Here is a 13,130-nt window from a genome sequence, read left to right on the forward strand (position 1 = left end):
CCGTAAGGCGTCGTGGTCCGGCTCAGTCGAGGGGTAGGGCGCCGGCGGTGAAGGATTCGAACGCCTCCATGAAGGGTGCGCGGAAGCGGTCGGCCTCCTGCAGCAATTCGTGCCGGGCGAAGGGGATGGTCAGGCTGGAGCCCGAGCGCATGCGCCAGGCCAGCCGCTCGGCGGCGCGGCTGTCGACGACGGCGTCCTGGCCGGCGGTGACGATGAGGGTGGGCACGCCCAGCCGGGCGATATTGTCGGAATCCTCCAGCCGGCGCATGGCGCCGGTGACCGCCGCCAGCCAGGACACGGTCGGCTTGCCCAAAAACAGCCACGGCGCCGCCTCGGCGAGCGCGGCGTTGCGGGCAAGGCGCTTGGGATCGCTGCTGAGGGCGGGGCTGGCAGCGCGGATGCGCCGGCCGGGAAGCAGCGACGGGGCGACCGGCAGGCGGCCGAGGCCGAGCCAACGACCGAGCCGGGCCAGACGATGCAGGCCCCTTGTGCCGATGGCGCGGTTCGCCGGGAAGGCGACGAGCGGCGCGCTGAGCACCATGCGCTCGATGCTGTTGACGAGGCGCGGCGCCGCGGTGAGCGCGACGAGCCCGCCCATGGAATGGGCGAGGATGACGAAGGGGCCGCGGCAATCGGGCAGAGCGACGTCCTGAATGAAGGCTTCCAGATCGTTCACATAGGCGCCGAAGCGGCGGACATAGCCGCGACGGCGATCGCGCAGCATGCGTTCCGAGCCGCCCTGGCCGCGCCAGTCGAAGGTGGCGACCATGTAGCCGCGGCGATTGAGCTCGCCGATGGTCTCGAAATATTTCTCGATATTCTCGTTGCGGCCCTGCAGCAGGATGACGGTGCCGCGGGTGCGCTCCAGCGCCGAGGGCGAGACCGCATAGCGCAGGCGCTTGCCGTCGGGGGCGCGGAAAGTCGAGGCGGTGATGCCGGCGGGCGCGGGATTGGCCTCGGTGACGACGAGTTCGTCCGGATTGAAAGCTTCGTTCATGTCGTATCCGCTTCGCCCGGGACCGGCCGTTCTGCTGGGGAATTCGGCGGCCATGGCCGTTGCGCGCTTTTAGTGGCCGGGGCCGGGCGGGTCAAAGCCTTCCGCGCCGGCGGCCGGCCGGGGGTGGCGGCGGCGTCAGACGCCGAAAGCCGGGGCACGAAGCTGGCGGCGGGTCAGGAATTGGGGTGGGAAGGGGATCGACCGGAAGCCCTTTGACAGGCTTCCGGCCGGAGCGGCCACAGCGGAAGGGACGGGACGCTGCGACCGTTTGGCGGGCCGCCCGGTGTGTGGTGGGCGGCTGAAATCTGACGCCACATTGCACCAGGGCAGATGAACGGTCGCGGAAGGCGGCATTCATCTGCGGTTCAGGCAGGCCCGCCGGAAAATCATGCATGATCAGAGCGTTGGGCAGCCTGTCGGGACGGCACGCCTGCGACGCGCGCGCGGGGAGGGCGGACGGAGAAAAATCTGCACGGGCGGCTTGCGGGCGCTCTTGAACGGCAAAAATCGCGGCATTATTTTTGTCATGCGGTCGCCGAGACGGGGCCGCACGCCGGGCTGCATCGCCAATTCGGGATGCGTGCCGGGCGACTTCACGCAAACCTCGTTGCTTCTGAATGGAGAACATCATGCGTCATGTCGATTTTGCCCCCCTCTATCGTTCCACCGTCGGTTTCGACCGGCTGTTCTCGCTGCTCGACAGCCAGACGCTCGCCGACAACGGCCAGACCTATCCGCCCTACAACATCGAGCGCACCGGCGAGAACGCCTATCGCGTGACGCTCGCCGTCGCCGGCTTCGGTGACGAGGAACTGTCGATCGAGGCGCGCGAGAACGTGCTGACGGTCAAGGGCGAGAAGGCCGAGAGCAAGGAGAGCGACCAGTACGAGACGCTCTATCGCGGCATTGCCGGCCGCGCCTTCGAGCGCCGCTTCCAGCTGGCCGAATATGTCGAGGTGAAGGGCGCCGCCCTGAAGAACGGCCTGCTGCATATCGACCTCGTGCGGGTGATCCCGGAGGCGATGAAGCCGCGCCGGATCGCCATCACCACGGCCGACAATGTCAACGAGAAGCAGATCGAGGCGAACGCCGCCTGATCGATAAAGCTCGGGACGGGAAGAGAGCGGCGCCGGAAACGGCGCCGTTTTTGTTTGGGGGGGAATATAAAGTCGCCGACGCAGTCGAGCGGCTGCGATGGGCGGGAAGCAGAATGACAGCTTCTGGACGCAAGAGACGTAAAGCTGTCATTTGGTCGATGGATGCATTGCTGCAAAGCACCCGCTTCTTTGCTTAAGAACCCTAGTTGCCGTTCGAGATGAGGGCGTATCAATTGGGATCGGAGCGGTGCGTCAGTTGGCAGTGTTCAACCCGGAAACCAGGAGGGATTCAGATTGCCTCTTCTCACACACGACCCTTTAACTCAGCTCGCATTCTCCATCCACGAGAATAAGGGCGTCTTCGCTGTTCTGCTTGGCTCCGGTCTCTCGCGTGCAGCGGAGATCCCGACCGGTTGGGAGATCACCCTCGATCTTATCCGTCGCGTGGCTCTCGCACAGGGAGTCGAAGATCAGCCCGATTGGGCCGCATGGTATCGCGATAGGACGGGCGAGGAGCCGAAGTACTCGACCCTCCTTGAGGAACTGGCCTCCTCGCCGGAAGAACGCCGCTCGATCCTGCACGGCTACATCGAACCGACTGAAGAAGACCGCGAAGAGGGGCGGAAAGTCCCGACTGCCGCCCACAACGCGATCGCAGATCTTGTGCGCGGCGGGTACATCCGCGTGATCGTCACCACCAACTTCGACCGGCTCATGGAAAACGCGCTACGCGAGCGCGGCATCGAGCCGACGGTCGTGGCTTCCGTAGATGCGCTCGCCGGGGCGGAACCGATTACACATAGCGCCTGCTACCTCCTGAAGCTGCATGGCGACTATAAAGACGTGCGCATTCTCAACACGGAGGAGGAGCTGAGTGGCTACCCAGCGCCGTATGACGGGCTGCTTGACCGCATTCTGGATGAGCACGGGCTGATAGTCTGCGGCTGGTCGGGTGACTGGGACCATGCGCTGCGAGCGGCATTGCTTCGCGCGCCGAACCGCCGCTATTCCTTGTTCTGGGCCGCGCGCGGCAATCTCGGCGGTGGTGCGCAGGAGCTAGTCGATCATCGTCGGGCCCGCGTTATCCCCATCGCCGATGCAGACGGCTTCTTTTCCTCGCTGCGCCAGCGCGTCGAGACTCTTGAGCAGAGCCAGCGGCAGAACCCGCTCAGCATTGAATTGCTGGTGAACAGCGCAAAACGCTTTCTCGCAAAGCCGGAGTACCGCATTCAGCTCGACGAACTGTTCACCGCAGAGACCAACCGGCTTATCGCGCAGCTCGACACGGCGGAGTTCGCGCTACCCGGCCAGTGGGATCAGTCCCTTTTCCGAGCGCGCGTCTGCAAGTATGAAGCCGCTAGCGAGGGACTTGCGAGCATGGCGGGCGTGCTCGGCAGATGGGGCGACGACACCGAATTGCCGCTCGTGCTGGACGTCGTACGCAGCCTCTATGCCCACGCAGAGAAGGTCGGCGGCGGTCTCACGGTCTTCCTGAACCTCCGGTCCTATCCAGCCGTTCTCGTCTTCACCGCTTACGGGCTCGGCTTGACGCGCGCCGGACGATGGAGCGCGCTGCATCTCCTCTTCGATTCCGTCATTCATCGCGAGCACAGAGAGCCGGTAAGGGCTATCGAAGCGCTGTTCCTCTGGGCTTGGAAAGGCACCGAGAATAACGCGTGGAAGCAGATCGAGGGACTGGACCAGCGCGAGACACCGCTCAGCGATCACCTGCTCACGATCTTCTCCGAGTGGGGCAGGAGCTTCATCGGGCTGGCGCCAGATTTCGAGCTTATCCTTGAGCGGTTCGAACTGCTTGGCTCTCTGGCGCACCTTGAGCGAAATGACAAGGCGGCCGTTCAGCAGGAACTTGCGGGCGAGCCCCGCAATGGCTGGGCATGGATGCCGGTCGGGCGCGTTGGGTGGCACGTGGCGAACGCCGACCGCCTCATCTCGGAAATCCAGGCGGAGCCGACGAGGAACCTTCTAGTACAGGCGGGATTCGCCAAAGGTGATCCAGAGTTTATGGATCTCTTCATTCAGAACTTCTGGCGCGTGGCCAGGCGGATGCGGTGGTGACAATGGTCCCTGAAGCGCTCGGACACGTTGCGGTACCTCAGCGAGTTGCAGCTCAGAAGAAGGTATGTTCTGGCGCAGTTGATCGTATGGCAGGTTTCGGCGCGCGACGAAGGCGCTCCGCACGGCCAACTGGGGGCGAAAGCTACCGCCCATTTGCCTTTCTCCCACGCACAAGAAACGCGACGGCCTAAGACCGTCGCGCCTCGTTCGTTAGTTTCTGCCCCACCGCGTCAGGATTCGTGGGGGGCGTCGTGGCGGCCGAGATTGGTGGCGGTGCGGGCGTCCTTCATCATGCCGGCATGCTGGCCGGTGCCCGTCGGCGCCGCGTTGCGGGCCGTGGTCCAGCCCTCCATCCACGCGGCGCGCAGGGATGAGCCGGCCGGATATTCGCAGGACGACATCGGGAAATTGTTGCGGAAAGCGAGTTCGCCCTGATGAAACGCGTCTGTGGACATGACGTTCTCCTCTGGCTGTGAACCTACGCTACGGAAATCCCGTGCGCGGTCAACCGTTCCGAAGAAATCCGTCCATCGGCCCGATCGGTCCGGGGCGGGCGTGCCCTGGCCGGTCGGAGGGCCGGCGAAGGCCGGTCAGGGACCTGTCGAAGGCTAGTCACGGACCTGTCGAAGGCTGGTCAGGGGGCAGTCCGGGGGGGCGTTGAAGACCGGCCTGAGACCTGTCTGGGGCCGATTTGCGGCTGTTGGAAGGGCAGATATGGGGCTGGCCGGGGCCGATCGGCAGCCGCTCGGGCGACCGATCGGCCGCATCGGGGCGACCGATCGTGGTTGGATCAGGCCAGGAGTTCGCAGAAGCGGTCGACCTCGTCGGGGGTCGTCGACCAGCTGGTGACGAGGCGCACCAGATGCTCGTCGTCGCCGACGATGTCGTGGAAGCCGTGCGGCGGGTTCCAGTCGTAGAAGACCGCGCCGCGGGCCCGCAGCGCCTCGGCCCGGTCGGCCTTGAGGATGGCGAAGCTCTCATTGGTGTGGGTCGGCCAGGCCTGACGGGCCTGGTTGCTGGCGTCGAGGCCGGCGCGCAGGCGGTCGGCCATGCGGTTGGCATGGCTGCCGAGCTCGAGCCAGAGATCGTTCTCCAGATAGGCCATGAACTGGGCCGCCACGAAGCGGGTCTTGGAGAAGAGCTGTGCGCCGCGCTTGCGGATATAGGGGAACTGGCTGGCCTTGGCGGGGTCGAAGAAGACCACGGCCTCGGCGCACCAGCAGCCGTTCTTGGTGGCGCCGAAGGACAGGATATCGACGCCGCGCTTCCAGGTCATCTCGGCCGGGGTCATGCCGGTGGCGGCGAGACCATTGGCAAAGCGCGCGCCGTCCATGTGGAGGGCGAGATTGCGGTCATGGGCGATCTTCGCGATCGTCTCGATCTCGTCGCCGCTGTACAGCGTGCCGGCCTCGCCGGGCTGGCTGATGGTCACGGCCATGGGCTGGCCGGCATGGACGAAGTCCGGCTTGAAGCGGGAAATCTCGCGCTTGAGATTGTCCGGGTCGATCTTGCCGTCGGGGCCGTCGATCGGCGCCATGCGGGCGCCATGGGTGAAGAATTCCGGCGCGCCGCACTCGTCCTCGATGACGTGGGCCTCGCGGTGGCACAGGACGACGCCGCCTGGCCGGTTGACCGCGGCGAAGGCGAGGGAGTTGGCGGCGGTGCCGGTGCCCACGAAGAACACCGCGACCTCGCGCTCGAACAATTCGTCGAAGCGGCGCTCGACGCGCTTGTCGAGATCGCTCGCGCCATAGGCGGCGGCCATGCCGGCGCCGTGGGCGGTGAGGGCTGCATTGATCGCCGGATGGGCGCCGGACCAGTTATCGGAAGCAAAGATCATGGCGGGCAGTTATAATGCGCCGCGGCCAAGGGCAAGCGGGACGCGGCGCGGATCTCCCATGCGCTGCGGGCATGCGGCGGCGGTTGCCGGGCGCGATCTTCGCGGGCGAGGCGGGGCGTTGGAGGCCCGGCGCGCGGGCCGGCGCATGGCGAATCCGCACGGGTCCGCGAGGAGGGCGCCGCCGGGGGTGGCCTTGTGGCGTGGCACCGCTTCTGTCATATTACGGCCGATAGGACAGTGATGCTGCCATAAATCGGCTGGTGAAAAAGCGCGATCTGGCACGATGGCGCGCGGAAAAGACGCGCCCGGGTTCTATCCTGACGCCAGCGGTCATGCGAAAAGCCGGCGGAAACGAGACATTGTCGCTCGGGTTCGGCCCGGACGCCTGAGGGAGCTTCTCCCGAAACAGGCGGACGGCGCGGGACCGGAGCCAAGGTTGCGCCTGAAACGGCGCGACAAGATGCGCGGCCGGAAACGGCGGCGCGACGACGGGAGACGACGCGATGACGAAGCTGACGCCATCCAACGCCGGGACCTTCGAGACGACCCTCTCGAACGACACCGCCGCCGCGACCATCGGTGCCGCGATCAAGCCGCGCACCATGCCGGAGAAGATCGGCCTCTACGATCCGCGCAACGAGCACGATGCCTGCGGCGTCGGCTTCATCGCGCATATGAAGAACCAGAAGTCCCACTCGATCGTCGAGAAGGGCCTGCAGATCCTCGAAAACCTGACCCATCGCGGCGCCGTGGGCGCCGATCCGCTGATGGGCGACGGCGCCGGCATGCTGGTGCAGATCCCGGACCGGCTGTACCGCGAGGAGATGGCCGGCCAGGGCATCGAGCTGCCGGCCGCCGGCCAGTACGGCGTTGGCCACGTCTTCATGCCGCAGGACGCCGAGAAGCGCCGCCATATCGAGGCGGTCTTCGAGGAGGTCGTGCGCGAGGAAGGCCAGACGATCCTCGGCTGGCGCGACGTGCCGGTGGACAATTCCCAGCTGTCGAAGGCGCCGGAGATCCTGGCGACCGAGCCGGTGCACCGTCAGGTCTTCATCGGCCGGGCGCCGACGCTGACCAGCGACGACGAGTTCGAGCGGCGGCTGTTCATCCTGCGCAAGGTCGTGTCGAACCGCGTCCATGTGGAGACGGAAGGCCGCGACATCGGCTTCTATGTCGTGTCGCTGTCGGCCCGCACCATCGTCTACAAGGGCATGTTCCTGGCCTACCAGCTCGGCGCCTATTACGCCGACCTGACCGATCCGCGCTTCGAGAGCGCGCTGGCGCTGGTGCATCAGCGCTTCTCGACCAACACCTTCCCGTCGTGGAAGCTCGCCCATCCCTACCGGATGGTCGCCCATAACGGCGAGATCAACACGCTGCGCGGCAACGTCAACTGGATGGCGGCGCGCCAGGCCTCGGTCGATTCGGAGCTGTTCGGCAACGACATCTCCAAGCTGTGGCCGATCTCCTACGAGGGCCAGTCCGACACGGCCTGCTTCGACAACGCGCTCGAATTCCTGACCGAGGGCGGCTATCCGCTGTCCCACGCCATGATGATGCTGATCCCGGAAGCCTGGGCCGGCAACAAGCAGATGCCGAAGGACACCCAGGCGTTCTACGAGTATCACGCCGCGCTGATGGAGCCGTGGGACGGCCCCGCCGCCGTCGCCTTCACCGACGGCCGCCAGATCGGCGCGACGCTGGACCGCAACGGCCTGCGCCCGGCACGCTACATCGTCACCGACGACGATCTGGTGATCCTGGCGTCGGAAGCCGGCACGCTGCCGGTGGACGAGGCACGCATCGTCAAGAAGTGGCGGCTGCAGCCCGGCCGCATGCTGCTGATCGACCTGGAAAAGGGCGGCATCGTCTCCGACGAGGACATCAAGCGCGAGACGGCGTCGGCCAACCCCTATGGCGAGTGGCTGAAGAACACCCAGATCATCCTGGAGAACCTGAAGCCGGTGGCGCCGCGCGCCTCGCGCTCGGACGTCTCGCTGCTCGATCGCGAGCAGGCCTTCGGCTACACGCTGGAGGACACCCGCACGCTGATGGCGCCGATGGCCACCACCGGCCAGGAAGCGATCGGTTCGATGGGCACCGACACGCCGATCTCGGCGATGTCGTCGTCGTCCAAGCTGCTCTACACCTATTTCAAGCAGAACTTCGCCCAGGTCACCAACCCGCCGATCGACCCGATCCGCGAGGAACTGGTGATGAGCCTCGTCTCCTTCATCGGGCCGCGGCCGAACATCTTCGACCTGGAGGGCTCCTCGCGCCGCAAGCGGCTTGAGGTGCGCCAGCCGATCCTGACCAATGGCGACCTGGAGAAGATCCGCAACATCGGCCACACCGAGGACCGGTTCGACACCAAGACCATCGACATGACCTATGCGGCGGAAGCCGGCGCGGCGGGCATGGCGGGTGCGGTGGAGCGCCTGTGCGAGCGCGCCGAGGCGGCGGTCGCCGGCGGCTACAACATCATCATCCTGTCGGATCGGCAGGTCGGCCCGGATCGTATCCCGATCCCGGCGTTGCTGGCCTGCGCGGCCGTGCATCACCACCTGATCCGCAAGGGCCTGCGCACCGCCGCCGGCCTGGTGGTGGAATCGGGCGAGCCGCGCGAGGTGCACCACTTCGCCTGTCTCGCCGGCTATGGCGCCGAGGCGATCAACCCGTATCTGGCCTTCGACACGCTGCTCGACATGCACCGGCGCAAGGAATTCCCGCCGGAGGTCGACGCCAACGAGGTGGTGACCCGCTACATCAAGTCGGTGGGCAAGGGCCTTTTGAAGGTCATGTCCAAGATGGGCATCTCGACCTACCAGTCCTATTGCGGCGCGCAGATCTTCGACGCGGTCGGCCTGCAGTCGGAATTCGTCGAGCGCTACTTCACCGGTACGGCGACGACCATCGAGGGCGTCGGCCTGGAAGAGGTCGCCCGCGAGACGGCCGAGCGCCATGCCCGCGCCTTCTCCGACGATCCGATCCTGCAGCGCTCGCTGGATATCGGCGGCGAATATGTCTACCGCATGCGCGGCGAGACCCACATGTGGTCGCCGGATGCGGTGGCGACGCTGCAGCACGCCGTGCGCACCGATTCCTGGGAGAAGTACCAGGACTACGCCAAGATGGTGAACGAGGCGGCGGTCGAGAGCTCGACCATTCGCGGCCTGTTCCACATCAAGATGGCCGAGGAAGCCGGCCGCACGCCGGTGCCGCTGGACGAGGTCGAGTCGGCCAAGGACATCGTCAAGCGCTTCTGCACCGGCGCCATGTCCTTCGGTTCGATCTCCCGCGAGGCGCATACGACGCTGGCGCGGGCGATGAACCAGATCGGCGGCAAGTCGAACACCGGCGAAGGCGGCGAGGAATCGGACCGCTTCCTGCCGCTGAGCGACGGCACGCCCAACCCCGAGCGTTCGGCGATCAAGCAGATCGCGTCGGGCCGCTTCGGCGTGACGACGGAATATCTCGTCAATGCCGACATGCTGCAGATCAAGGTCGCGCAGGGCGCCAAGCCCGGCGAGGGCGGCCAGCTGCCCGGCCACAAGGTCGACGCGACCATCGCCAAGACCCGGCATTCGACGCCGGGCGTCGGCCTGATCTCGCCGCCGCCGCATCACGACATCTATTCGATCGAGGATCTGGCGCAGCTCATCTACGATCTGAAGAACGTCAATCCGGCGGCCGACATCTCGGTCAAGCTGGTGTCGGAAGTCGGCGTCGGCACGGTCGCGGCGGGTGTCGCCAAGGCGCGCGCCGACCACATCATCGTGTCGGGCTATGACGGCGGCACCGGCGCCTCGCCGATGACCTCGATCAAGCATGCCGGAAGCCCGTGGGAGATGGGCCTCGCCGAGACCCAGCAGACGCTGGTGATGAACGGCCTGCGCGACCGCGTCTGCCTGCAGGTCGACGGCGGCCTGCGGACCGGCCGCGACGTCATCGTCGGGGCGCTGCTGGGCGCCGACGAGTTCGGCTTCTCGACGGCCCCGCTGATCGCCGCCGGCTGCATCATGATGCGCAAGTGCCATCTGAACACCTGCCCGGTCGGCGTCGCCACCCAGGACCCGGTGCTGCGCAAGCGCTTCAAGGGCGCCCCGGAGCACGTGATCAACTACTTCTTCTATGTCGCGGAAGAGGTGCGGATGATCATGGCCGAGATGGGCGTGCGGACCATGGCCGAACTGGTCGGCCAGTCGCAGCTGCTCGAGAAGAAGCCGATGATCGAGCACTGGAAGGCGCGCGGTCTCGACTTCTCCAAGGTGTTCTACAAGCCCGATGCGGCGCCCGAGGCGGTGCGCTGGACGAAGCTGCAGGAGCACCCGATCGTCGACATTCTCGACCGCAAGCTGATCGCCGAGGCCGAGCCCGCCCTGTCGGCGCGCCAGCCGGTGACCATCGAGACGCCGATCTCCAACGTCGACCGCTCGACCGGCGCGATGCTGTCGGGCGAGGTGGCCAAGCGCTACGGGCTGAAGGGCCTGCGCGACGACACCATCACGGTGAAGCTGACCGGCACCGCCGGCCAGAGCTTCGGCGCGTTCCTCGCCCGCGGCATCACCTTCGAGCTGACCGGCGACGGCAACGACTATGTGGGCAAGGGCCTGTCGGGCGGACGCATCGTGGTGCGCCCGCGCGCGGACACCCGCATCGTGCCGGAGGAGTCGATCATCATCGGCAACACGGTGCTCTACGGGGCGATCTCGGGCGAGTGCTATTTCCGCGGCGTCGCCGGCGAGCGCTTCGCCGTGCGCAATTCGGGCGCCGTGGCGGTGGTCGAGGGCGTCGGCGACCATGGCTGCGAGTACATGACCGGCGGTGTCGTCGTCATTCTCGGCGAGACCGGCCGCAACTTCGCGGCCGGCATGTCGGGCGGCGTCGCCTATGTCTATGACGCGGTCGGCGACTTCGCCGAGCGCTGCAACATGGCCATGGTCGACCTGGAGCCGGTTCCCGAAGAGGATGACATCATGGAGAAGCTGCACCACCATGGCGGCGACCTCCAGTACAAGGGCCGGGTCGACCTGTCCTCGGACATGACCAGCCACGACGGCGAGCGGCTGTTCCAGCTGATCTCCAACCATCACCACTATACCGGCTCGCGCCGGGCGGCGGAGATGCTGGAGAACTGGGAGGAGCACCGGCCGAAATTCGTCAAGGTCATGCCGGTCGAATACCGCCGCGCGCTGCAGGAGATGGAGCGCATGCGGCTCGGCGTCGCCGCCGAGTGATCCACCGCGATGCGCCGCGTGGCTGATGTGCCGCGCGGCGCCGGTGGGCCCTTTGGGCTGGACGTCGAGCATTGGGTGCGGCACTGAAGCCCGCACAAGAGACTGTTGGAGTGGGTATGGGTAAGGTCACCGGATTTCTCGAGATCGATCGGCAGACGCAGAAGTATCAGCCGGCATCCGATCGAATCCGCCATTTTCGCGAGTTCACCCTGCCGATGTCCGACGCGGAAGTCGGCAAGCAGGCGGCACGCTGCATGGATTGCGGCATCCCCTATTGCCACGGGCCGACGGGCTGCCCGGTGCACAACCAGATCCCGGACTGGAACGACCTGGTCTATTCCGGCGACTGGGAGACGGCCGCCCGCAACCTGCATTCGACCAACAACTTCCCGGAGTTCACCGGCCGCATCTGCCCGGCGCCCTGCGAGGAAGCCTGCACGCTGAACCTGGAAGACACGCCGGTCGCCATCAAGACCGTCGAGCAGGCGATCGCCGACAAGGCCTATGCGCTGGGGCTGATCCGGCCGCAGCCGGCCAAGCAGCAGACCGGCAAGACAGTCGCGGTGATCGGCTCGGGCCCGGCGGGCATGGCCGCGGCCCAGCAGCTCGGCCGTGCCGGCCATGCGGTGCATGTCTATGAGCGCGAGACCCGCCCCGGCGGCCTGCTGCGCTACGGCATTCCCGACTTCAAGATGGAAAAGCACTGGATCGACCGCCGCGTCGAGCAGATGGAAGGCGAGGGCGTCACCTTCTTCTGCGGCGTCAATGTCGGCGTCGACAAGACCGTCGAGGAGCTGCGCGCCAGCTACGACGCCGTGCTGTTCTGCGGCGGCTCCGAGCGTCCGCGCGACAGCGGCATTCCGCATGACGGCCTGTCCGGCGTCTACGACGCCATGCCCTATCTGGTGCAGCAGAACCGCCGGGTCGGCAGCGAGCCGGTCGAGAGCGTCGGCTGGCCGTGCGAGGAGATCTGGGCCGGCGGCAAGCATGTCGTCGTGGTCGGCGGCGGCGACACCGCCTCGGACTGCGTCGGCACGGCCTTCCGCCAGGGCGCCGTCAAGGTGACCCAGCTCGACATCCGGCCGCAGCCGCCCAAGACCGAGAACAAGCTGGAAGTCTGGCCCTACTGGGCGACCAAGATGCGCACCTCGTCGAGCCAGGCCGAGGGCGCGATCCGCGAGTTCCAGATCGCCACGCTGGAATTCGTCGGCGAGGACGGTGTCCTGACCGGCGTGAAATGCGCCCAGGTGGACGAGGCCCGCAAGCCGATCGCCGGCACGGAATTCGTCATCAAGGCCGATCTCGCCTTCATCGCCATCGGCTTCGCCGGCCCGTCCGAGACCGGCTTCATGAGTGATGTCGGCGAGGCGCTGCGCACCAACACCGACCGCCGCGGCAATGTCTCCATCGCCGCCGACGATCTCGGCTACCTGACCTCGGTCGACAAGCTCTACGCTGCCGGCGACAGCCGCCGCGGCCAGTCGCTGGTGGTCTGGGCGATCCGCGAAGGCCGCCAGGCGGCCCGCGCCATCGATCTCGACCTGATGGGCGCCACGACCCTGCCACGGTAGGGTGGCGCGTTCGCAGGTCGCGGCACGCCCCTCGTGGCGCGTCATCCTCGGGCTTGACCCGAGGACCCATGCCAAACCGTTGGGGGTGGTATGGGCGGCGGGTGGTTCTCCGTTGGCGGAGCGGGCGGCGAGGCATGGGTCCTCGGGTCGGAGCCCTAGGATGACGACCTTGTTGGGCGGCGGTGGCTTGTCGCCGGCGTGGTGCTGCGCAATCGCTGCATAGAAACGCGCGTGAACATCACGCTTCATCCTTCGCGATGCGACGCTGCACGTCGGCGTACACCCCCTCCGCGCGTCATCCTCGGGCTTGAC

Annotated in this window: 7 protein-coding genes; 4 read left to right on the forward strand and 3 right to left on the reverse strand. The window is 66.7% G+C overall.

What is annotated here, in order from left to right; genetic code table 11:
- Positions 1-22 precede the first annotated feature (22 nt).
- Complete coding sequence (locus tag ACEQX1_RS07795) at positions 23-997, reverse strand: alpha/beta fold hydrolase (RefSeq protein ID WP_024348935.1); 975 nt, start codon at positions 995-997, stop codon at positions 23-25.
- Between the two features lie 629 nt (positions 998-1,626).
- Here ACEQX1_RS07795 and ACEQX1_RS07800 point away from each other — a divergent pair.
- Both ACEQX1_RS07800 and ACEQX1_RS07805 read left to right on the forward strand, forming a co-directional pair.
- Positions 1,627-2,094: an Hsp20 family protein gene (locus ACEQX1_RS07800; protein WP_370195896.1), complete on the forward strand. Its 468-nt coding sequence runs from the start codon at positions 1,627-1,629 to the stop codon at positions 2,092-2,094.
- A 294-nt stretch (positions 2,095-2,388) separates the two neighbouring features.
- Positions 2,389-4,170 (forward strand): SIR2 family protein, encoded by a 1,782-nt coding sequence (locus ACEQX1_RS07805; protein ID WP_370195895.1) that lies wholly within the window; start codon positions 2,389-2,391, stop codon positions 4,168-4,170.
- Between the two features lie 230 nt (positions 4,171-4,400).
- Here the strand turns inward: ACEQX1_RS07805 and ACEQX1_RS07810 are convergent, their stop codons facing one another.
- A complete protein-coding gene (locus tag ACEQX1_RS07810; RefSeq protein ID WP_024348933.1) occupies positions 4,401-4,625 on the reverse strand; it encodes an Rmf/CrpP family protein in 225 nt (74 codons plus the stop codon).
- 335 nt (positions 4,626-4,960) lie between these two features.
- On the reverse strand, positions 4,961-6,010 hold the full coding sequence (locus ACEQX1_RS07815) for a low specificity L-threonine aldolase (protein WP_187390250.1): 1,050 nt from the start codon (positions 6,008-6,010) through the stop codon (positions 4,961-4,963).
- 503 nt (positions 6,011-6,513) lie between these two features.
- Between ACEQX1_RS07815 and gltB the strand changes: the two genes are divergently transcribed.
- Together gltB and ACEQX1_RS07825 are read left to right on the forward strand one after the other, a co-directional pair.
- Positions 6,514-11,247, forward strand: a complete 4,734-nt coding sequence (gene gltB, locus ACEQX1_RS07820) for a glutamate synthase large subunit (RefSeq protein ID WP_370196690.1) — start codon at positions 6,514-6,516, stop codon at positions 11,245-11,247.
- A gap of 116 nt (positions 11,248-11,363) precedes the next feature.
- Complete coding sequence (locus ACEQX1_RS07825) at positions 11,364-12,818, forward strand: glutamate synthase subunit beta (RefSeq protein ID WP_277026259.1); 1,455 nt, start codon at positions 11,364-11,366, stop codon at positions 12,816-12,818.
- The last annotated feature ends 312 nt before the right edge of the window (positions 12,819-13,130 follow it).

Origin of the sequence: Aurantimonas sp., assembly GCF_964217435.1 — a bacterium.
GTDB classification, from domain to species: domain Bacteria; phylum Pseudomonadota; class Alphaproteobacteria; order Rhizobiales; family Rhizobiaceae; genus Aurantimonas; species Aurantimonas coralicida.